Here is a 19,730-nt window from a genome sequence, read left to right on the forward strand (position 1 = left end):
GACTCCCTCCTCCGCCTTGCGATCCGTCCCCTCGGCCCTGGCGGGCCTGGGGAGACCCCATGCACCAGACCCCGCTCCCTGATCCGGCCTGATCCCAAACGAAAGACCCTAGGGGTCGCGGGAAGCGGGGTCTCACTCCAAGCCGCCGACTCCCTGACGACCGCCCGCGAGGGGGTGCGGGCGGGTGTCGGCCTCGGCCGCGTCGGCGAGGGCCTCGGCGGCGGCTTCCGCGGCCTGCGCCGCGTCGTCGGCGGCCTGGGCGGCCGCCTTGTCCTCCGCGGACGTCTCCCGCGTGGCCGGCGACTGGGGCAGCACCTCGTTGAAGGCGCGGGACACCCCCTGAAGCGCGGCGGTGACCTCGCCGGGAATCATCCAGAAGCTGCTGCCCGCGCCTTGGGCGAGCTGGGGCAGCATCTGTATGTACTGGTAGGCGAGCAGCTTGGGGTCGGGGTCGTTGCGGTGCACGGCCTGGAACACCTCGTCGATGGCGCGGGACTGTCCCTCGGCCTTGAGGATCTCGGCGGTACGGTTGCCCTCCGCCCGCAGGACGGCGGACTGCTTGTCGCCCTCCGCGGTGAGGATCTGCGACTGCCGTTGCCCCTCGGCCCCGAGGATGGCGGCCCGCTTGTCCCGCTCGGCGCGCATCTGCTTCTCCATCGCGTCCTTGATGGACTGCGGCGGGTCGATGGCCTTGATCTCCACCCGGTTGACCCTCAGCCCCCACTTGCCGGTGGCCTCGTCCAGGACGCCGCGGAGCTGGTTGTTGATCGTGTCGCGTGAGGTCAGGGTCTTCTCCAGGTCCATGGAGCCCACGACGTTCCGCAGGGTGGTGACGGTGAGCTGTTCGACGCCCTGGAGGAAGTCGGCGATCTCGTAGGCGGCTGCTCGTGGGTCGGTCACCTGGAAGTACAGGACCGTGTCGATCTCCACGACCAGGTTGTCCTCGGTGATGACCGGCTGCGGCTTGAAGGAGACGACCTGTTCCCGCAGGTCGATGACCGGATAGACCCGGTCGATGTAGGGGATGACGAGGTTGAGTCCCGGCCTCAGGGTGCGGCGGTACCGGCCGAGGCGTTCGACGTTGCGAGCGCGCGCCTGCGGAACGATGCGTACCGCCCGCACAACGGTGAATACGGCGATCAGCGCGACGATCACGCCGGCTATGAGCAGGCCTGAGACGTCCATCGCTCACTCCCGGGGGTAGACGACGGCGGTGGCGCCGTTGATTTCCATGACATCGACGGTCGCTCCCGGAGGGATCACGAGGGTTTCGTCATAGGCGCGGGCCGTCCATTCCTCGCCGCCGATGCGGACCCTGCCCCCCAGGCCCGTCACCTCCGAGACGACATAGGCGGAACTGCCGACCAGGGCGTCCACGCCGAACCGCTCAGCCTGGGGCTTGACCAGATGACGCGCCGCGAGGGGGCGCACGAAGTACAGGCTGATCGCGGCCAGGAGGGTGAACAGCAGGAACTGCATGGGCAACGGAAGTCCCAGCGCGGCGGCTCCCGCCGTGACCGACGCGGCCGCGCCCAGGATCCCGAGCGCAGCGGTGAGGGTGAAGATCTCCGCCACAGCGAGCATTCCCGCGGCGATCAACCACATCAGCCAATGATCCATGGCGCACTCCTGGCCACTGCGGCTCCACGGAGCCAGATCGACCTATGCCCCCTTTGCTCCGCTTTTACCCTGTTTGGCGTGTTCCACGCCCCGCGAGCCAGGCCAGGCTCCCGCGCTTCACCCGGCGCGTGTGGCGCTGAAGCGGCGCTGAGTACGTCGGCGACGGCGGCAGCGGATTCGACCAGGATCGGAGCGGCGCGCCGACTTGTTCGTCCGCGGCCGCTTCCCGGTCCGGCTTGTCATGGATCCGGATTACGAGACGCCGGACAAGCCTTCGCTGTGCAGGATGGCTCGAGCCTGCTCGGCCTGGCCACCGCGTGCGACCAGGTCGTACCGGGCCGCTGCCAGGGCTCGGGTCGAGGAGAAGTCACGACGGCCGCCAGTGGCGGCGTGTCCGGCCCAGCCCAACACCGCGCCCCACATCGCGCCGAACAGCAGCCCGCCGAGGAGCAGGCCCAGCCATACCGGACCCGGGGTGAACAAGCCCACCAACAGGCCGACCAGGAGACCGAACCAGGCACCTCCTGCCGCCCCGGCGGCGGCGGCGCGCCCCTTGGTGAGCCGCCCCGTCACATGCTCCACGAGCCGTAGATCGGTGCCGATGATGTCGAGGCGCTCTACAGGGAAGCCCTTGTCCGACAGGCGGTCGACGGCGGCTTGCGCTTCTTCGTAGCTCTCGTAGCCGGCCACCTTGTTCCAGGCGACGGCGGTCTCGTTCGGAGGGTTCGGCTCGATCTCGGGCATGTGGGCTCCTTCCCTTGCTCAGCCACCCGGGTACCCTCCGGCCTCGACGGCATGCGGCGAGAGCGGGGAATCACGCTGAGCTGTGGGTCAGGCGCCGGGTCGGCTCCTGGGGCCGACCGTGATCAGGCGGGTGAAGTAGTCGTCGGGTACGCCCTCGTCGACGGGGCGGCCGTTCGCCTCGATCCAGGCGTGGGCGGTGAACGGCGGGACCACACGCACGCCCGTGCACCAGGTCGGCCAGGACCCCGACAGGCGGCACAGCAGCGCGGCTCCCAGAGAGCGGGGCAGGCAGCCCTTGGGGCCGGCGCAGCGCAGGCTCACCGCGCACATGGCGCTGCGGGCGTCGGCGGCCTGGGTGGCGGTGGCGGGGGTGGCGCCGCGGCGCAGGAAGCCGAGCACGGCACGGATCCGGCGGGGCGGCAGGAGCGAGAGCGCGAGCGCGGGGAGCAGGACGAGGCGGGCGGCGAGGCGCCGGGCGAACGGGACTCCGGTGGGCCTCTCCAGGGCGCTGGGGGTCGTCATTCGGCCAGCCCCGAGGTCCGCAGTCGCTGGACGAGCGCCTCGACGTCCCGGCTCGCCTGGGCGAGGTCGATCTCGAACTCGCCGACGAGCGCGGCGACCGCGTCCGCTTCGTCACCGCCCGCCATGAGCGTCTTGACCACCAGGGAACCGCTGGGGTTCAACTCCCAGTATTCTCCGCCGCGTTCGTCGAGGAGGACCGTGCCGTAGTCGGTGTCCGCCGTGGAGACGTCGGCGCTGAACCGCAATGCCATGGTTGCGTACCTTCCGTGTGGTGGAGTTCAGGGACCGTTCGGCGTACCGGCGGGGGCTGTGGTCGTCGTGCGCCGGGAGAGGCCGCGCAGCCACACTTCGGCGGCGATGGTCGAGTAGAGGATCGCCTCGCGCAGTTCGGGGGTGGCCGGCCGCTGGGCGAGGCGGCGCAGGGCCTTGCCGTCGACCAGCCCCAGCTGTTCGAGCCGCGAGTCCTCCCACAGCGCCAGCAGATCGGCGCGGTGTTCCCGGAGCCCGTTGGAGGCGTCCATGGAGGCGGCGGCCTTGTTGGTGCGCCGCAGGCAGGGCTCGGGGACGATCCCGCTCATCGCAGCGGCCAGGAGGGGCTTGTACCGCCAGGGCGTGACCCGCTCGCTCGGGCGGACCGCGAGGCATGCCTCGATGACGCGGTCGTCGAGGAACGGTGAGGCCATCGGCACGCCGGCCCGGGCCGCCATCCGGTCCCACTGGCGGATGATCCGGGTGCAGGAGCGGATCTGGTCCAGATCGGCGTGCAGGCCCCGGTCCGGGTGGAGCGGGACGGCGGTTTCGGCGGCCGCGCGCAGCGCCCGCCGGACCGTCCACTCGGCGTCCGGGGTGACCCAGTCGAAGAGGCGCGGCGGCATGCCCCAGCCGAGGCTGGTGCTGACGGTCGCGGGCAGGGCGGCGCGCAGGTGGCCGCTGGACTCCGCGAGCCATGTCGCGTACGGCCGGGAGTCGGCCAGCGCGCGGAGGGTGCCGCCCAGGGGCCACTGCCACAGGGCTCGGAAGCCGCGCAGCTGCCGCAGGGCGAACAGGGGACGGGTGCGTGCCAGCCGGTGGTAGTACGCCTCGGAGCACCAGGCCACATGGTCGCCGCCGATGCCGGTCAGGTGCAGCCGGCTGCCCCGCTCGGCCATGCCCGGCAGATGGTGCAGGACGCGCGAGCGGTCCATGACGCCGATGGTCGGTTCGTCCAGCAGGTCGTCGATGGCCAGCAGATCGCTGTAGACCAGGGGGGAGGCGTCGGCGTCCCAGACGACGTGCTCGACGTCCGGCAGCGAGCGGGCGGCCTGTTCGGCCCAGTACAGATCGGTGTCGGCGGGATCGCGCCCCGGCCAGGTGCTCGCCACCACCCGGGCCGGTGAGCGGTCCGCGAGGAAGCAGATGGAGGTGGAGTCCAGGCCGCCGGACAGGTCGCAGCTGACGACGCCACCCTGCCTCGTACGGGCGTCCACCGCCGTGGCCAGCGCTTCCCGGACGGCGGGCGCGCCCTCGGCCAGCGTCCGCACGGGCTCGGGCGGTGTCCACCAGCGCGAGTGGCGCACGGTCCGGCCGTCGGCGGCGACGATCAGCGCGTCCTGCGGGGGTACGGCGGTGACGCCCTGCCACATGGGCGCCTCGGCGAGCGGGTGCGGGACCGGCCAGAGCAGCCGGACCGCCACCTGCTCCGGGTCCGGTTCGGCGCCGAGCGCGGCGGCGAGCACGTCGGCGCGGTCGGCGGCCACCCGAAGCCCGCCGATGGAGGCATGGAACACCAGCCGGAGTCCGGAGGCGGTGCCCTGCACCCTGAGCTGTCCGTCGAGCGCGCCGACGAGATGGAAGCTGCCGGGAAGCGTGCGGGCCAGTGCGTCGAGTTCGGTGAGGTCGGACAGTCGCCCGGCACGGCGCTGGAGCTCCGCGGCGTCGACGGGGCAGCAGCCGATGACGGCGAGGGCCGCGTGGCCGGCGCGCGCACTCACGATGTCCTGGTCGTGCCACTGCCCCACCAGCCAGGGCCGGCCCGAGGCGTACGTGAGGACGCGCGTTCCGGGGCGGGAGAAGGAGCGGGCCACGGCGGCCGCGTCCTCGCGGTCGGTGAAGACCGCGAAGTGCGCGTCGCCGGGGCCCGTCCCCGCACTCTCGTGCAGTTCAGTCATGACGTCGGGTCAGAACCGTCGGTCGTCAGTTCTTGCTCAGGATCAGCCGGTCGTTGCCGGAGCTCTGCAGGAGCCCGGTCTTCTTCCGGAACGTCCCGAGCTTGGCGAGCGTCGGCGCTTCGTATGCCTTCTTCATGGCTTCTCCTCGCGTGCTGGTGTCACGACCGCCTCCCTGGCCGCCGGCAACCGGAGGCCGGTTCCCGGCCGCCTGCCCAGGACTCGTCGGGAGCCCTGAACGAGGAAGCGGTGTACGCACTAGCTATGCGCATCGGGGAATGTCACGACAAGGCACATCAAAGAAATAGGACTATATGCAGATTTCACATGTGGCCGAATTCTCCCCTGCGGGCGCCATGGATGGTCGAATATAAAACTTTCGGCATGCGGTGTATCAGCCCGGATTGAATAATCGTTCCGACCTGCGGAGCCAGAGATATGCGGCGCGCTTTTCCACGGGCGTACGCCGATGGCGGTGCGACGGAGCCACGGGGGCGCGCAACGGCCCTGCCGCGGCTCATTTCCCGGCGCCGCTCCGCAGCCGGAATGGCCGGATAGTACTGCCGCCCACTGATGACGGAGCGGCAACCTCACGGGGTATCGGCGGCGACCACGAGGTGCAGTTGTCCCTCTGGCCCCCACACACAACGAGGACGAGCGATGCCCCGATCACGCCACTCCTTCCACCGCTCAGGCAGGCTCGCCGGAGCGCTCCTCGCCGCCGTGCTCGCCGGGGCCGGCGGCCTCCTGGCTGTCAACCCGCCGGCGTCCGCGGCGGAAGAGCCCGCCGTCCGTGCCCTGGCCGCCGCCCGTGTCGCCGAACGGCTCGACCGGGGGCTCGTCGCCGTGCCCGCGAGCGGCGGCGTCCTCGTCACCTGGCGCCTGCTCGGGAACGATCCGGCCGGTGTCTCCTTCAGGCTCTACCGGGCCGGGTCCCTCGTCTCCGAGACCACGAAGACCAACTTCCTCGACCCCAGGGGCAGCACCTCGTCCTCGTACGAGGTCCGCGCCGTCGTGGGCGGGACGGAGCAGCCGGGCCAGAAGGCCGGCGTCTGGGCCTCAGGCCGGCTCGACATCCCGCTGCAAAAGCCGCCGGGCGGGACCACCCGCGACGGCGTCGCGTACACCTACTCCGCCAACGACGCGAGCGTGGGCGATCTCGACGGGGACGGCGCCTACGAACTCGTCCTCAAGTGGGTGCCCTCCAACGCCACCGACGTGGCCAACTCCGGTACCTGCACCGGGCCGACGGTCTTCGACGCGTACGAGCTGAACGGCACCCGCCTGTGGCGCGTGAACCTGGGCACCAATGTGCGCAGCGGTTCGCACTACGACTCCTTCCAGGTGTACGACTACGACGGCGACGGCAGGGCCGAGATGGCGGTCCGCACCTCCGACGGGTCGAGGGACTCCGCCGGGAGCGTCATCGGTGACGCGGGCGCCTCCCATCTCGCCGCCAACTGCGCGGTGATCAGCGGTGCCGAGTATCTGTCGGTCTTCGACGGGCGGACGGGCCGCGTCATGGACTCCGTGCCCTTCGAGCCGGCCCGCGGCTCGGTCGCCGACTGGGGCGACACCTGGGGCAACCGGGAGGGGCGGCTGCTGTCCGCCACCGCGTACGTCAACGGCTCGACACCCAGCATGATCTTCAGTCGCGGCATCTACGAGCGGATCGCGATCGCCGCGTACGACTGGAACGGCACCGACCTGGTCCGTCGCTGGAAGTTCGACACCCACTCCTCCGCCAACGCGGGCAAGGGCTTCGACCAGCAGGGCAACCACAACCTCGCCGTGGCGGACGTCGACGCGGACGGCAGGGACGAGATCATCTACGGCGCCATGGCCGTGGACGACAACGGCACCGGGCTGTGGACCACCAGGCTGGGCCATGGCGACGCGCTGCACGTCGGCGATCTGAACCCGGCGCGCCCCGGCCTGGAGGCGTTCAACGTGCACGAGCACACCGGCTCGGCGTACGGCTTCGAGATGCACGACGCGCGGACCGGCGAGGTCCTGTGGGGCCACAAGACCGGCACGGACGTCGGGCGCGGCATCTGCGCCGACCTGACGAACGCGCACGCGGGTTCCGAGTGCTGGTCCAGCGGGGGCGGGCTGTACGCCGCCGACGGTACGAAGATCAGCGACGCCGTCCCGGCCTTCGGTGGCGGCGCGTCGTACAACTCGGCGATCTGGTGGGACGGCGACGCGAACCGCGAACTCCTCGACCACCGCTGGTCGGGCACGGCGGGCTCCGGCTACGGTCAGATCCTCAAGTACAACGGCTCCACGGAGCTGACCCGCCTCTGGTACGACCAGGACGCCCGTTCCGGCAACTGGACGAAGGGCAATCCGGCGCTCTCCGCCGACCTCCTGGGCGACTGGCGCGAGGAGATGATCTGGCGCAACGGCGACTCCACGGCGCTGCGGCTCTACACCACTGCGCACCCGACCGAGTTCCGGCTGCCGACCCTGATGCACGACCCGGTCTACCGGCTGGGAGTGGCCTGGCAGAACACCGGCTACAACCAGCCGCCGCAGGTCGGCTACTACCTCGGCACGAGGTAGTCCCCCGCCGCCCCCGTCAGCTCCCGTAGTCCTCCACCAGGTTCGCGATGATCGAGAGCAGCGCGTCCGCGCGGTGTCGGTCCTCACGCTGGTCGCGCAGGGCCTGGTCGGCCGCCCGCAGGCGGGCCAGGGCGGCCGGGTCCCGGTCCATGATCTCGTGGCGTACCGGGACGGTGACCAGGTCCAGGCATTCGGCGAGCAGCAGCCGGGTGGCCTGGGACGGCGGGGTCGGGTCGGGGGCGGCGTAGCCGGTGGACAGGTACCGGGCCGGGTCGGTCAGGCTCCAGCCGACGACCGTGCCGGCCTGGACGAGGAGCGCCACGTCCGGGGCGATGCCGATGCGGGCGTCCAGCGGCTCGTCGAGGACGTCGAGGTCGCGCAGGCACGTCAGCTCGGCGGCCTCGGGGGCGCAGCAGAGCACCGTGGTGACCTCCAGGCGGAAGTCCGCGGCCTCGTGCGCGCGGAGCCCGCCCGGGCGGACGGCGGGTGAGGCGGGCACGCGGGCGCGGTCCTCGGCCGGAGCGGACTCGTCGGGCAACTGGAGCCTGACGCCGACCAGTTGCCGGTCGGCCTGGTCGAACCGGAGTTCGTCGGGGGTGTCCCACAGCCAGTCCGAGCTGCCGAACGTGTCCGTCAGGAACCGCTCGCGCTCCTCCGCGTCCGTGTACGGCGCGACGAGCACACGCGTGCTCTGGTCACCGAAGCGCGGGGTGATGCGCAGCGGGTCGTCCGTCACCGTCGCGTGCCAGTCGCCGTCGAGGGTGAGTCTCATGGTGGATGCCGCCTCATCGGATCTGTACGGCCGGGGCCATGTAGCCGTTCTTGGAAGGAATCCTGCCCTCCACCACGTCGGTGTGGGTAATCGGCCCGCCGGGGTCGGTGGGCAGGCCGCCCAGCGCCTTCGCGCCCGAATCGCCCTTGATCCCGGAGGGGCCGTACGCCGTGATGGCGTTGCCGGCTCCGGCGCCGCCACCCCTGGTGACGACGACGTCCTCCCCCTGCCGGAAGATCAGGTTCCCGCTGTTCGCCGTCGAGTGGTACACCGCGTCCGGGTTCTTGAGGATCTCCATGACCCGTTCGTCGCTGAAGCCGTGCCGGGTGTCCCCGTGGTAGTCGCCGTCCTTCCTCATCCGGCCGCCCTGCGCTCTCTCGATGACCTCGTCGGTGGTCTGGATGGCCTTCTCCCGGGCCATCTGCGCCTTCTCCTCCTTCGTGTACTTGGGCATGAGACCCAGCGGGTCGCACGCGCTGTACGGGTTGTCCACATAGCCGACGGGATTGGGCGCGGGAGCGAGGCCGAGGGGGTCCGGGGAGGTGTAGCGGCCGGTCTCGGGGTCGTAGTGGCGGAGGTAGTTGTAGTGGAGGCCGGTCTCGGGGTCGTAGTACTGACCGGGGAAGCGGAGGGGGGTGTAGGCGCTGCTGTCACGGGCCCAGGCGGTGGTGCCCCACAGCGTGGTCCGGGAGTGCCACGCGATGTCGCCGGACTCGTCGATCAGTTCGGTGGGGGTGCCGACGAGGTCGGTGGCGATGGCGAAGAACCGCCGGTCGATCTCCTCCTGGCGGTCGTCGGCGGTGAGGATGCGCTCGGTCTGGCACAGCGGGGCGGCGTTCCGGTGGTCCCAGGTGAGGGCGACCGTGTTCGGCGCGTCCGGCCGGTGGCTGGTCTGTTCGCACAGGGTGAGGCCGTCCCAGGTGAAGCGGACCTCCTCCACCACGCTCTCGCCGTCGGCGGCCAGGCGCTGTTTCGCGCTGCGGCGGCCCAGGGGGTCGTAGCGGTACCTCCAGCGGGTGCCGTCGGGGGTGGTGACGGAGGTGAGGCGGTTCTCCGTGTCCCACGTGTAGCGCCAGGTGTCGGGCTTGCGGGAGAGGCGGGTCTTCTGCCGCAGGACGACCCGGCCGAGGGCGTCGTGCTCGAAGCGGACGCCTCCGGCCCGGGTGATGGCGGTGCCGGTGTAGGCGCGTGCTCCGGTGGCCTCGCTGCCGGGGTGGTGGTCCGGCCAGGAGGCCGAGCTCTGGTTGCCGGCGTCGTCGTAGGCGTACCGCTCCGTCCAGCCGTGCGCGTGGACGGCGGTGACCCGTCCCGCACCGTCGAGATCGAAGGTGCGGGTGCCCGACAGGCGGTCCGCGACGGAGGTCGGGTGGCCGTCGGCGCGGTAGGCGTAGGCGCGGCTGTTGACGGCGCGGGCGCCGGCGGTGATGTGCTGCGCGGAGAGGCGTCCTGCCTCGTCCCAGGCGGACGTCACGGTGAGCGCGTCGCCGAAGACGCGGGCGAGTTCGCGACCCGCGGCGTCGTGGGTGAAGTCGACGTGCCGATCACCGGTGGTCAGCCGGAGGGGCCGTCCGTCGGCGCCGTAGGCGTACGAGGTGACGTGGCCGGTCGGTGTGGTGCGGCGCCTGCGGCGGCCCAGGTCGTCGTAGGCGTAGGTGAGCGGACGGCCGTCCACCATCTCCGCCTTGACCTGTCCGCGGCGGTCGTACTGGTAGCGGAGCTCCCCGTCGGGTCCGGCCGCCTCCAGCAGACGTCCGGCCCGGTCGTAGGCGTAGGTCGTCACCCGGCCGTCGACGTCCTTGCGGACGACCTGGCCGAGCTCGTCACGTTCGAACGAGATGGTTCCGCCGAGGGCGTCGACGCGGGCGGCGAGCCGGCCCGCGGCGTCCACCCGGTAGGTGAGGACCCGTCCGTCGAAGTCCGTCTCGGAGACGACGTTGCCGGCGGAGTCGTACGCGTACGTCCAGGTCAGCCCCTGTGGGTCGGTGACGCGGGTGAGGCGCAGCTCGGCGTCGTGCTCGAACTCGTAGCGGCCGCCGTCGGGCCGGGTGCGCGCGACCGGCAGGTCGAAGTGCGTGTACTCGAAGCGGGAGACGCCGCCCGAGGCGTCGGTACGGGTGAGCAGGTTGCCCTCGCCGTCGTACGTCCACGACTCCGTGGCGCCGTCCGGGCCGGTGCGCCGGGCGAGCTGACCGTCGGTGTCCCACTCCAGGCGGGTGACGCCACCCAGCGGATCGGTGATGCGGACCGGTCTGCCGAGGCCGTCCCGCTCCGTGCGGGTGACGGCGCCGGCCGGGTCGGTCACCTCGACGGGCAGGCCCGCCGCGTCGCACACCACGCGGGTCGTGGCGCCGAGGGCGTCGGTGACCGAGGTGAGCCGGCCGGCGTGGTCGTAGGTGTAGCGGGTGGTGGCGCCGGCCTGGTCGGTGACGGCCGTGCGGTTGCCGTGTTCGTCGTACGCGTGGACCAGGCGGGCGCCGTCCGCGTCCACGACCTCCACCGGGAGCCCGAACGGGCCGCGTACGGTGCGCAGTTCGCTTCCGTCGGGGCGGACGGCGCGGACGAGCCGGCCGTCCTCGTCGTAGGTGAAGGCGGTGGTGAGGCCCAGCGGGTCGGTTCGGGTCAGAAGGTTGCCCCGCGGGTCGTAGGTGAAGCGTGTGGTGTGACCGAGCGGGTCGGTGATGGCGAGGAGGCGGCAGCCGGGGCCGTAGAGGTGGCGGGTGGCGTGCCCCTCGGCGGTGGTGACCGTGGTGGTGTGGTGGCCCGTCGCCGGGTCGGGTTCCGTGTACGCGAGGGTGATGTGGACGTGGCCGGCCTCGCCGCCCTCCGCCACGACGCGGTCACGGTCGTCGTAGACGTAGTCGTAGCGGCTTCCGTTGGAGTCGATCCAGGCGATGACGCGGCGGCGGTCGTCGTAGAGGAAGGTGGTGGTGGCGCCGGACGGCTTGGTGACCGTGGTGAGGTCGCCGTCCCGGTATCCGTAGCTCATCAGGGGCAGGTCCGCCCCGTCCTCCCCGGCGCCGGCCAGGGTCAGGCCGGTGATCAGGCCGTCGGTGGCGGACAGTCGCAGCCGGTGGCCCGCCGAGTGGACGAGGGCCAGCGGCAGCCCGTTCTCGTCGCGGTCGACGGTGAGGGTGTGGCCGTTGCGCTCGGTGACGCCCGACAGCCAGGCGACGCCGTCCCCTCCCGGTTCGCTGCCGGGCGGGGCGGTGAAGTGGAAGACCAGGCCGCTGTCGAGGGCGGTGACGGTGTAGTCGCCGTCGGCGTCCCGGGCCAGCAGAGTGCGGGCCCGGCCCGATTCCGGCCGGGTGGGCGCGCCGGGGGCCGGGTGGGGGTACGGGATCAGGAGCCCCTCGGCGGTGACGTGGAGGACGCCGACGGCGTCGATCTCCAGGCGCTCGTCGACGGTGGAGGTCCAGGCCGGCCCGAGAAAGCGGCCGAGCGCGCAACCGGACTCGGTGCGGCGGGTGAAGACGAGCGGCAGGATGCCGGGCAGTTCGACGTCGGTCTGGGGCAGGTACATGTGGCCGGTGGCGAGGTCCACCGGGTCGCCGCCGGCGTCGCGGTCGCCGTCGGAGGTGTTGCGGGAGCCGTCCGGGTCCTTGTCGAGCAGATTGCGCGCCCGTGCGGCGTCGGCGGCGTCCGCGCCGATGCGCACGCCCTTCACCACGGCGCCGCCGCCGGCGGTGGCCGCGGTCAGCGCGAGGTCGGGAATCAGCCGGCCGAAGCCTTCCGCCGGGTCCTTCATGAAGTCCTTGACCATCTGACTGCCGGTGCCGACAGGGTCGTTGACGGCGACCACCAGACCGGCGGCCAGGCTGTTGAGGGAGGTGGCGTACTCGGCCGGGTGCGTGATGTTGTACGGGTCGAGCGGGTTGACGCTGCGGACGAAGTTGAGCAGCCCCGCCGTGCCCTTGATGAGGCCGCCGCCGACGTGGTCGCCCATGATCTGCAGCTCCTGGAGCCCGTCGCCCGCCTGTTCGGCGTACGAGGGTTTCTGCGGGGCCATGTCGCGGGCGGCCCGCACCAGGGTGCGCGCGGTCTCCGCCGCCGAGTTCCGCTGCTTGCGGGCCTCGGCGAGGATGTCCTGGGCCTCCTTCATCAGCTTCGTGCCGGGGTCCTCGAACGTCGCCGCGGGCTTGGGCGGGAGCGAGGCCGGGTCACGCTTGTCGGCGGGCTGGGCGTTGTAGCGGTCGACGGCGCTGTTGTAGTCGTCGACCTTCTTGCGGTGGGCGTCGGCGGCGTTCTCGGAGGCTTTGACGCCCTCCTTCCACTTGTCGATGGCCGCCTGGGCCTGGCCCTGCGCCCAGGTGACGGTGTCGGCGAACGCCTCGAGCGCGCCGACCGCCTTCGCACAGGCGTCGGCGGCGGCGTACCACTTGGGCGGCTGGGTGCTCACCGCGGTGCGCAGCGCGTCGGCCGTCTCGCCCTTGAGCCGGGAGGAGTCGAGGCCCTTGAGTCCGTCGCCGGTGTCGTCGAAGGCCGTCTGGAAGGCGCGGAGTTTCGCGGCCGTGGCGTTGATCTTGCTCGCGCTGCCGTAGATCAGCTTGGTCTTGTCCTCGGTCTGCCCGAGGTCCATCTCGTCGACCTCGGCGCCCATGCGGTTGGCGACCGAGCGGGACTGCTCGCGCACCCAGTCCGCGCCGGACTCCCAGCCGACGTCGTCCAGCCGGTCGGCGGTCCAGTTGCCGACGTCCTCGACCCGGTTGCCCACCCACTCGACGCCGTCCTCGACCGCGTCCTCGACCACGTCCGGCGTGATGTCACTGATGAAGTCGCCGATACCCACTGTCAGTTACCCCCGGAGTCGCCCTGCTGCTGTTTCGCGCGTTCCTCCGGCGACGGGCCGAAGCTGTCGTCCAGTGCCCGGTTCCACTGTTCGTCGGAGATGCCGAGCGCCTCGTTGAGAATCTGCGACCGCTGCCCGCCCTGGCCCTCGGTGAGCACGGTGCGGCCGGTGTCCTTCCAGGTCTGCGCCATGTCCTGGCCGGCCTTCTCGAACGATTCGGGGCTCCAGTCCGGATCCAGGGAGTCCGGTGTGAAGATGTCGCCCCAGTTCTGCTTGGTGATCTCTTCCTCACTGGCGTGCGGGTTGCCGCCGAACACCGCGTTGGCGCCCACCTTGAAGGTGCCCGCGATGTACTGGTCGTGCTCCCATGTGGTGCCCGCCGCCAGGCCGAGCTGGTTCGCGAGCGTGCTGGCGTCCCGTACCAGGGCGCGCACGCCCCACTCCCAGCGCTCGCAGAAGTCCTCGAAGTCGACCGACAGGCCGTGGTGCCCGGCCTCCATGCCGGTGATCGCCAGCTCGGAGAAGCCCTTTCCCATCACCGAACCGGTGGCACCGCCGAGATCACCGAGCTGGTCGATGGTCGCGCCCACGCCCCGGGTGAACTTGGCGACGGAATCCTTGTCGAGCTGGAGGTCCATGCCTTCACCGCCCATGACCGCGCTCCTGACCCGTCTCGCCGGCGTCGACCGCGGCCGCGTCCGGAACGATGCCGACGACCGGCGGGAAGAACATCGACCCGTCCTGGGTGGCGATGTCGACGGCGAGCCCGGCGGGCTCGCCGAGGGTGGGCACGATCTCGTCGACGATCCGGGCGCCCAGCAGCGCCGCGTAGTCCATGGGCTGCTCACCGGACCCGTGGTGCAGGGCGAACCTGGCGAGTGCGGCCTCGTCGGTGAACCCGCAGATCCATCGCACGCCGCCCGCGCGCACCGACCAGAGGCCCCCGTCGGCCACCGGCACCAGAAGGACCGAGCGTCGCATCTCGCCGACCAGAGCCCGGGGGTCGTCGCCTCCCCCTCTCCGCTCGGCGATGCGCTCGGCGAGCGCCGCCTTCGGTTGCTGCACGGTACCTCCCTGGCCGTAGGTGACTGATGGCACCGTAGAGCAGGACGCGCGCGAGGGAGCGGACGGTTCTCATTCCGCTGTCCGCGGGCCCGGAAAAAAGCACGGGCGAAAAGCAAGGGCAAGGAGGTCACCCACTCCTTGCCTTGCACGTGGCCTTGGCGCAGGCAGCGAAGAGCCGGCCCGCACGCGGACCGATTCAGGCCCGGACCAACTCGGCCGCTCCGAAAGAGACGTCGAAGCGGTCGCACCAGATGCTGACGCTCGTGTAGGCGCTCCAGTCGACCCCGGCGGGCAGCGCGTAGTTCTGGTCGCCCTTGTTGCCCTTGAGCTTGCCGAGGCTGACGTACTCGCCGTCGTCGAAGACGTGCCAGCCGGCCTCCCCCGACTTCACCGGCGCGTCGGTGAGCCAGACGCGCAGGTCCGGGCCGTTGCTCGTGTCGAGGCCCTCGATGCGCAGGGTGGTCGTGCCGTCCTCCAGCCGTACGAGTCTCACCGACCCGCTGGTGGCGTGCTCGTGGCTGATCAGCCGGCCCTCGGCGAGGGTTCGCGGCCCGGAAGGGGCGGCGGAGGGGGTCGGGGTCCCTCCGGGCGGGGCGGAAGCCGGCGCCTCGGTGGCCACCGCGGACGGGAGCTCCTCACGCACCGTCTCGTCGACCCAGAGCGCCCAGGGCTTGAACCACACGAGCCCGAAGGCGATCACGGCCAGTACGACGACCGAGACTCCGGCGGTGAGCTTCTTCTTCGCCACGCGATCCATGGTGCGCCCCCTTCGCATAGGGCCTTCGTCCGGCCCGTTGCCCAGGAGTATCCCTGCCCGCCGCCGCTCATGGGAGCGGCGGGCGGAGTGAGAAGAGGGGCAGCGGGACGGCGCGGGGCCGTGCCGGTGACGTCCGTACCGGTCGCGGCGCCGGTGGCGCCGGCTCCCGGCACGTAATCAGCAGCCGCCGGAGGCGGCCGGGGCGCCGACGCCGATCTGGAGCGTGGCCGGGGCGGCGCAGCAGCCGCCGCCGTCGCCCGAGTCGGCCCGGGGTTCGTCGAAGAGGCCCGCGCCCCCGCACACACCGGTCTCGGGGAGCGTCAACTCCACGCGTTCGGCGGCTTCCTGGTCCCCCGCCAGCGCGGCCGCGATCGAGCGGACCTGCTCGTAGCCGGTCATGGCCAGGAACGTCGGCGCGCGGCCGTAGGACTTCATGCCGACCAGGTAGACGTCCCGCTCGGGGTGGGAGAGCTCCTTGACGCCGTGCGGGTAGACGGTGCCGCAGGAGTGCTGGTTGGGGTCGATGAGCGGGGCGAGCCCGACCGGCGCCTGGAGGCGCTCGTCGAGGGCGAGGCGCAGCTCGGAGACGAAGGAGAGGTCGGGGCGCAGGCCGGTGAGGACGATGACCTCGTCGACGGGGTCGAGTCGTCGGCCGTCCTCGGCGACCAGGACGAGCCGGTCGCCGTCGCGCTCGACGGCGGCGGTACGGAATCCGGTGACGGCGGACGCGCGGCCGGCGTCGACGGCGGCCTTGGCGCGCAGTCCGAGGGCGCCCCGGGCGGGCAGCTGGTCGGCCTCGCCGCCGCCGAAGGTGGAGCCGCCGATACCGCGCCGCAGGATCCAGACGGCGTGGGTGTCGCCGTTCTCCTCGGCGAGGTCGGCGAGGAGGGCGAGCGCGGTGAACGCGGAGGCGCCGGTGCCGACGACGGCGGTGCGCCGGCCGGCGTAACGGGCCCGGACCGCCGGATCGCCGAGGTCCGGCACGCGGTAGGAGACGCGGGCGGCCGCCGCGCGCTCGCCGAGGGCGGGCAGCCCGTCGCCGCCGAGCGGGTTGGGGGTGGACCAGGTGCCGGAGGCGTCGATGACGGCGCGCGCGAACAGGCGCTCCTCGCGGCCGTCCGCGTACCGCACATGGACGGTGAAGGGCTGCCGCTCCCGGTCGGCGTCGACGACGCGGTCGCGGCCGGCGCGGGACACGCCGGTCACGCGGGCACCGAAGCGGACCTTGGCACCGAGGACGTCGGCGAGCGGCTGGAGGTAGCGGGCGGCCCAGTCGCCGCCGGAGGGGTACGCGGCGCCGTCGGGCTTCACCCAGCCGGTGGGGGCGAGGAGCTTCTCGGCGGACGGGTCGGTCAGCTCGGCCCAGGTCGAGAAGAGCCGTACGTGCGCCCACTCCCGTACGGCCGTTCCGGCGCTCGGACCGGCTTCCAGGACCAGGGGCTCGATGCCGCGGTCGACGAGCTGGGCGGCGGCCGCGAGGCCGACAGGGCCGGCTCCGATGACCACGGTGGGCAGGACGGCGGTCTCGGCGCGTGACTCGGACACGATGACTCCCTCGCTGATTCGACGTATGTCGATGTCTTCTGCGGCCAGCGTGACACCTGTTTCGATGAGAGTCAACATAGACATTCATCGAACCAGAGCGGAGGGGCCTGATTCGACGTATGTCAACATAGAGACATGTCGAATACGAAGGTGCTGCCGCTGCTGGAGCCGGAGCTCGTCGAGCCGTGCTGCCCGCCCCTCACCGAGCGCCCCCTGACCGCGGACGAGGCCGACCGGACCGCGAAGATGTTCAAGGCCCTGGGCGACCCCGTCCGTCTGCGGCTCTTCTCCGCCGTGGCCTCCCACGAGGGCGGAGAAGCGTGCGTGTGTGACATCTCCGACGTCGGCGTCTCCCAGCCGACCGTCTCGCACCATCTGAAGAAGCTCAAGGAAGCCGGACTGCTCTCCTCCGAGCGCCGCGGTACGTGGGTCTACTACCGCGTCGAGCCGTCCGTCCTCGCCGCGATGGGCCGGCTGCTGACCAGGGCCGCCGCGGCCTGACACCCCGACCCGGCGCTGCGGCCGCCGCACACCACGGCCGCCGCGGGGCCGGGTCAGGCGACCGCGTCCCCCGTGGCCGCCGTGAACTTCTTCCGCCAGGCCAGGGACACGTACACCAGCGCGACGAGGACGGGCACCTCGATGAGCGGGCCGACGACGCCGGAGAGGGCCTGGCCGCTGGTGACGCCAAAGGTGGCGATGGCGACGGCGATGGCCAGCTCGAAGTTGTTGCCGGCGGCGGTGAAGGCGAGGGTGGCGGTGCGGTCGTACGCCAGGCCGATCGCCCTGCCCAGCAGGAACGTGCCGAACCACATCACCGCGAAGTAGACGAGCAGCGGCAGCGCGATCCGGACCACGTCGAGGGGCTGGGAGGTGATCGTCCCGCCCTGGAGCGCGAAGAGGATGACGATCGTGAAGAGCAGGCCGTAGAGGGCCCAGGGGCCGATCTTCGGCAGGAACGCCGACTCGTACGACTCGCGGCCCAGCTTCCGCTCACCGATCCGGCGGGTCAGGAAGCCCGCCACCAGCGGGACGCCGAGGAAGATGACGACGTTCAGCGCGATCTTCCCCATGGAGATGTCGAGGTGCTCGCCCGCGCCGAGGCCGAGCCAGCCGGGGAGCAGGTCGAGGTAGAACCAGCCGAGCACGCCGAAGGCGATGACCTGGAAGACGGAGTTCAGGGCGACGAGCACGGCCGCCGCCTCGCGGTCGCCGCAGGCCAGGTCGTTCCAGATGATCACCATGGCGATGCACCGGGCCAGGCCGACGATGATCAGGCCGGTGCGGTACTCCGGCAGATCCGGCAGGAAGATCCAGGCCAGGGCGAACATGAGCGCCGGACCGAGGATCCAGTTGATGACCAGCGAGGAGATCATCAGCTTGCGGTCGCCCGTGACGGCGTCGAGCTTGTCGTAGCGGACCTTCGCGAGGACCGGATACATCATGATCAGCAGGCCGACCGCGATCGGGAGGGAGATCCCGCCGATCTCGACCCTGGCGAGGGCGTCGTTCAGCCCGGGGATCAGCCGGCCCAGACCCAGGCCCAGGCCCATGGCCAGCAGGATCCAGACGGCGAGGAAGCGGTCGAGCGTCGACAGTCTCGCGACGACCGAGGACTCCTCGGCGGTCGCGGGCGCTTGGGTGGGGGTCACGGACAGGCCCTCTTGTTCTCGGCAGCGGTACGAGCGGACTCGGCCAGGTCGGCGAACTGGCCGGCGAGGCGGGCGATGACGTCCGGGCGGAGCCTGTAGTACGTGAAGCGCCCGCAGGGCTCGGTCTCGACGACACCGGCCTCGCGCAGCACTCTCAGATGGTTCGAGAGGTTGGTCTGCCTGGCACCCGTCTCCTCCACCAGATGGGTGGTGCAGAGCGTCTCGCGGGCGAGCAGAGTCACGATCCGGAGCCGCAGAGGGTCACCGAGGACCCGGATCAGTTCAGTGTCGACTGACGTCATCATGGACTGATACTGTCACATCAGTGATGGATGACACCAATGGGTGCTGATATCACCGGCGTCTGATGTCACCGTGCGACCAGAGAGATCTCCCATGCCCGAGAAGCCCTCCGTCCTGTTCGTCTGCGTCCACAACGCCGGCCGTTCGCAGATGGCCGCCGCCTGGCTCTCGCACCTGGCCGGGGACCGCGTCGAGGTGCGCTCCGCCGGCTCCGCCCCGGCCGACCAGGTGAACCCGGCGGCGGTCGAGGCGATGCGCGAGGTCGGGATCGACATGTCGGCCGAGACGCCGAAGATCCTCACGGTCGACGCGGTCAAGGCGTCGGACGTCTGCATCACGATGGGCTGCGGCGACACCTGCCCCGTCTTCCCGGGCAAGCGCTACCTCGACTGGACTCTGGAGGACCCGGCCGGCCAGGGCGTCGAGGCGGTCCGCCCGATCCGCGACCGGATCAGGACGCTCGTCGAGGGGCTGATCGAGGAGATCGCCCCGGCGAGGACCGCGTAAACGACCCGGAGAGACCGCGCTTCTGCCCGTCGGCTCAGGACCTAGGGTCTTTCGTCTGGATCAGGCCGGATCAGGTCCGCGAGCCCGGCATGATCCCAACGAAAGGCCCTAGCCGATCACCGGGCTGCGCCGTTCGACGAGGACGGTGTCGCGCCAGCGGCCGTGGTGGCGTCCGATCCGTTCGCGGGTGCCGATGACGCGGAACCCGGCGCGCTCGTGCACGGCGAGACTGGCCGTGTTCTCCGGGAAGATCCCGGACTGGACGGTCCAGATCCCGGCGGCCTCGGTGGAGTCGACCAGCGCCTTCAGCAGCGCGGAGGCGACACCACGGCCCCGGGCGCCGGAGTCCACGTACACGGAGTGCTCGACGACGCCCGCGTACGCGCACCGGTCGGAGACCGGGCAGGCCGCGACCCAGCCGAGAACCCGGCCGTCACCGTCCACGGCGGTGAAGCGGTGCTCGGGCGACTTCGCCGCGTCGAACTCGGCCCAGGTGGGAGCGGTGGTCTCGAAGGTGGCGTTCCCCTCGTCGATACCCTCCTGGTAGATCTCCAGAACCCGCTCCGCATGCTCGGCGGTCATGCGCGTCACGACGAACTCGGCACCCATCGGGCGCCCCCTCTCTGCGGGCCGATGGCTCGACGGCGTCGGGGCGAGACCGGGACGATCTCCTGCCATTCGAAGCCCAGCTCCTTGCCGAGCTGATCGATGGCGATGAGCTGCTCGGCGAGGGTCTTGGAGTCGACCA

Annotated in this window: 19 protein-coding genes; 3 read left to right on the forward strand and 16 right to left on the reverse strand. The window is 71.5% G+C overall.

Annotated elements, in window-relative coordinates:
- Positions 1-132: 132 nt before the first annotated feature.
- From ACWDX6_RS30135 to ACWDX6_RS30165, 7 genes are all read right to left on the reverse strand, one after another.
- Complete coding sequence (locus tag ACWDX6_RS30135) at positions 133-1,185, reverse strand: SPFH domain-containing protein (RefSeq protein ID WP_451488045.1); 1,053 nt, start codon at positions 1,183-1,185, stop codon at positions 133-135.
- Between the two features lie 3 nt (positions 1,186-1,188).
- The gene (locus ACWDX6_RS30140) at positions 1,189-1,620 is read right to left on the reverse strand and encodes an NfeD family protein (RefSeq protein WP_451488046.1); all 432 of its coding nucleotides are present in this window, start codon (positions 1,618-1,620) and stop codon (positions 1,189-1,191) included.
- Between the two features lie 252 nt (positions 1,621-1,872).
- Complete coding sequence (locus ACWDX6_RS30145) at positions 1,873-2,364, reverse strand: general stress protein (protein ID WP_451488047.1); 492 nt, start codon at positions 2,362-2,364, stop codon at positions 1,873-1,875.
- An 87-nt stretch (positions 2,365-2,451) separates the two neighbouring features.
- A complete protein-coding gene (locus ACWDX6_RS30150) occupies positions 2,452-2,886 on the reverse strand; it encodes a lasso peptide biosynthesis B2 protein (RefSeq protein ID WP_451488048.1) in 435 nt (144 codons plus the stop codon).
- A complete protein-coding gene (locus ACWDX6_RS30155; RefSeq protein ID WP_451488049.1) occupies positions 2,883-3,137 on the reverse strand; it encodes a lasso peptide biosynthesis PqqD family chaperone in 255 nt (84 codons plus the stop codon). The genes ACWDX6_RS30150 and ACWDX6_RS30155 overlap by 4 nt, the downstream gene beginning before the upstream one ends.
- A 27-nt stretch (positions 3,138-3,164) precedes the next feature.
- A complete protein-coding gene (locus tag ACWDX6_RS30160) occupies positions 3,165-5,033 on the reverse strand; it encodes a lasso peptide isopeptide bond-forming cyclase (RefSeq protein WP_451488050.1) in 1,869 nt (622 codons plus the stop codon).
- A gap of 25 nt (positions 5,034-5,058) precedes the next feature.
- Complete coding sequence (locus ACWDX6_RS30165) at positions 5,059-5,169, reverse strand: keywimysin-related RiPP (protein WP_215072813.1); 111 nt, start codon at positions 5,167-5,169, stop codon at positions 5,059-5,061.
- Positions 5,170-5,690: 521 nt separating this feature from the next.
- Between ACWDX6_RS30165 and ACWDX6_RS30170 the strand changes: the two genes are divergently transcribed.
- A complete protein-coding gene (locus ACWDX6_RS30170; RefSeq protein WP_451488051.1) occupies positions 5,691-7,595 on the forward strand; it encodes a rhamnogalacturonan lyase in 1,905 nt (634 codons plus the stop codon).
- Between the two features lie 16 nt (positions 7,596-7,611).
- Here the strand turns inward: ACWDX6_RS30170 and ACWDX6_RS30175 are convergent, their stop codons facing one another.
- The 6 genes from ACWDX6_RS30175 to ACWDX6_RS30200 form a co-directional block, all read right to left on the reverse strand.
- On the reverse strand, positions 7,612-8,367 hold the full coding sequence (locus ACWDX6_RS30175) for a hypothetical protein (protein ID WP_451488052.1): 756 nt from the start codon (positions 8,365-8,367) through the stop codon (positions 7,612-7,614).
- Between the two features lie 13 nt (positions 8,368-8,380).
- Positions 8,381-13,153 (reverse strand): putative T7SS-secreted protein, encoded by a 4,773-nt coding sequence (locus ACWDX6_RS30180; protein WP_451488053.1) that lies wholly within the window; start codon positions 13,151-13,153, stop codon positions 8,381-8,383.
- Between the two features lie 2 nt (positions 13,154-13,155).
- Positions 13,156-13,806 (reverse strand): hypothetical protein, encoded by a 651-nt coding sequence (locus tag ACWDX6_RS30185; protein ID WP_451488054.1) that lies wholly within the window; start codon positions 13,804-13,806, stop codon positions 13,156-13,158.
- Positions 13,796-14,218, reverse strand: coding sequence for a hypothetical protein (locus tag ACWDX6_RS30190; protein WP_451488055.1), 423 nt, complete (start codon positions 14,216-14,218; stop codon positions 13,796-13,798). Before ACWDX6_RS30190 ends, ACWDX6_RS30185 begins: the two co-directional genes overlap by 11 nt.
- 196 nt (positions 14,219-14,414) lie before the next feature.
- Positions 14,415-14,975 (reverse strand): DM13 domain-containing protein, encoded by a 561-nt coding sequence (locus ACWDX6_RS30195; protein ID WP_451488056.1) that lies wholly within the window; start codon positions 14,973-14,975, stop codon positions 14,415-14,417.
- A 177-nt stretch (positions 14,976-15,152) separates the two neighbouring features.
- Positions 15,153-16,604 carry an NAD(P)-binding domain-containing protein gene (locus ACWDX6_RS30200; RefSeq protein WP_451488057.1) on the reverse strand — a complete coding sequence of 484 codons (1,452 nt, stop codon included), beginning with the start codon at positions 16,602-16,604 and terminating at the stop codon, positions 15,153-15,155.
- A 51-nt stretch (positions 16,605-16,655) separates the two neighbouring features.
- Between ACWDX6_RS30200 and ACWDX6_RS30205 the strand changes: the two genes are divergently transcribed.
- The gene (locus tag ACWDX6_RS30205; protein ID WP_451488058.1) at positions 16,656-17,021 is read left to right on the forward strand and encodes an ArsR/SmtB family transcription factor; all 366 of its coding nucleotides are present in this window, start codon (positions 16,656-16,658) and stop codon (positions 17,019-17,021) included.
- A gap of 53 nt (positions 17,022-17,074) precedes the next feature.
- Here ACWDX6_RS30205 and arsB read toward each other — a convergent pair whose 3' ends face one another.
- Positions 17,075-18,172 carry an ACR3 family arsenite efflux transporter gene (gene arsB, locus ACWDX6_RS30210; protein ID WP_451488059.1) on the reverse strand — a complete coding sequence of 366 codons (1,098 nt, stop codon included), beginning with the start codon at positions 18,170-18,172 and terminating at the stop codon, positions 17,075-17,077.
- A complete protein-coding gene (locus ACWDX6_RS30215; protein WP_451488060.1) occupies positions 18,169-18,477 on the reverse strand; it encodes an ArsR/SmtB family transcription factor in 309 nt (102 codons plus the stop codon). Before ACWDX6_RS30215 ends, arsB begins: the two co-directional genes overlap by 4 nt.
- A gap of 91 nt (positions 18,478-18,568) precedes the next feature.
- Between ACWDX6_RS30215 and ACWDX6_RS30220 the strand changes: the two genes are divergently transcribed.
- On the forward strand, positions 18,569-18,982 hold the full coding sequence (locus ACWDX6_RS30220; RefSeq protein ID WP_451488061.1) for an arsenate reductase ArsC: 414 nt from the start codon (positions 18,569-18,571) through the stop codon (positions 18,980-18,982).
- A gap of 108 nt (positions 18,983-19,090) precedes the next feature.
- Here the strand turns inward: ACWDX6_RS30220 and ACWDX6_RS30225 are convergent, their stop codons facing one another.
- Positions 19,091-19,591 (reverse strand): N-acetyltransferase family protein, encoded by a 501-nt coding sequence (locus ACWDX6_RS30225; RefSeq protein WP_451488062.1) that lies wholly within the window; start codon positions 19,589-19,591, stop codon positions 19,091-19,093.
- Positions 19,592-19,730: the final 139 nt, after the last annotated feature.

It is taken from the genome of Streptomyces sp. NPDC003027 (assembly GCF_053591435.1).

What these genes read in the sequence shown, in the direction of transcription:
- ACWDX6_RS30135 (WP_451488045.1), bottom strand. Translation starts at nt 1,185, where the DNA reads ATGGACGTCTCAGGCCTGCTCATAGCCGGCGTGATCGTCGCGCTGATC.
- ACWDX6_RS30140 (WP_451488046.1), bottom strand. Translation starts at nt 1,620, where the DNA reads ATGGATCATTGGCTGATGTGGTTGATCGCCGCGGGAATGCTCGCTGTG.
- ACWDX6_RS30145 (WP_451488047.1), bottom strand. Translation starts at nt 2,364, where the DNA reads ATGCCCGAGATCGAGCCGAACCCTCCGAACGAGACCGCCGTCGCCTGG.
- ACWDX6_RS30150 (WP_451488048.1), bottom strand. Translation starts at nt 2,886, where the DNA reads ATGACGACCCCCAGCGCCCTGGAGAGGCCCACCGGAGTCCCGTTCGCC.
- ACWDX6_RS30155 (WP_451488049.1), bottom strand. Translation starts at nt 3,137, where the DNA reads ATGGCATTGCGGTTCAGCGCCGACGTCTCCACGGCGGACACCGACTAC.
- ACWDX6_RS30160 (WP_451488050.1), bottom strand. Translation starts at nt 5,033, where the DNA reads ATGACTGAACTGCACGAGAGTGCGGGGACGGGCCCCGGCGACGCGCAC.
- ACWDX6_RS30165 (WP_215072813.1), bottom strand. Translation starts at nt 5,169, where the DNA reads ATGAAGAAGGCATACGAAGCGCCGACGCTCGCCAAGCTCGGGACGTTC.
- ACWDX6_RS30170 (WP_451488051.1), top strand. Translation starts at nt 5,691, where the DNA reads ATGCCCCGATCACGCCACTCCTTCCACCGCTCAGGCAGGCTCGCCGGA.
- ACWDX6_RS30175 (WP_451488052.1), bottom strand. Translation starts at nt 8,367, where the DNA reads ATGAGACTCACCCTCGACGGCGACTGGCACGCGACGGTGACGGACGAC.
- ACWDX6_RS30185 (WP_451488054.1), bottom strand. Translation starts at nt 13,806, where the DNA reads ATGGGCGGTGAAGGCATGGACCTCCAGCTCGACAAGGATTCCGTCGCC.
- ACWDX6_RS30195 (WP_451488056.1), bottom strand. Translation starts at nt 14,975, where the DNA reads ATGGATCGCGTGGCGAAGAAGAAGCTCACCGCCGGAGTCTCGGTCGTC.
- ACWDX6_RS30200 (WP_451488057.1), bottom strand. Translation starts at nt 16,604, where the DNA reads ATGTCTATGTTGACTCTCATCGAAACAGGTGTCACGCTGGCCGCAGAA.
- ACWDX6_RS30205 (WP_451488058.1), top strand. Translation starts at nt 16,656, where the DNA reads ATGTCGAATACGAAGGTGCTGCCGCTGCTGGAGCCGGAGCTCGTCGAG.
- ACWDX6_RS30215 (WP_451488060.1), bottom strand. Translation starts at nt 18,477, where the DNA reads ATGATGACGTCAGTCGACACTGAACTGATCCGGGTCCTCGGTGACCCT.
- ACWDX6_RS30220 (WP_451488061.1), top strand. Translation starts at nt 18,569, where the DNA reads ATGCCCGAGAAGCCCTCCGTCCTGTTCGTCTGCGTCCACAACGCCGGC.
- ACWDX6_RS30225 (WP_451488062.1), bottom strand. Translation starts at nt 19,591, where the DNA reads ATGGGTGCCGAGTTCGTCGTGACGCGCATGACCGCCGAGCATGCGGAG.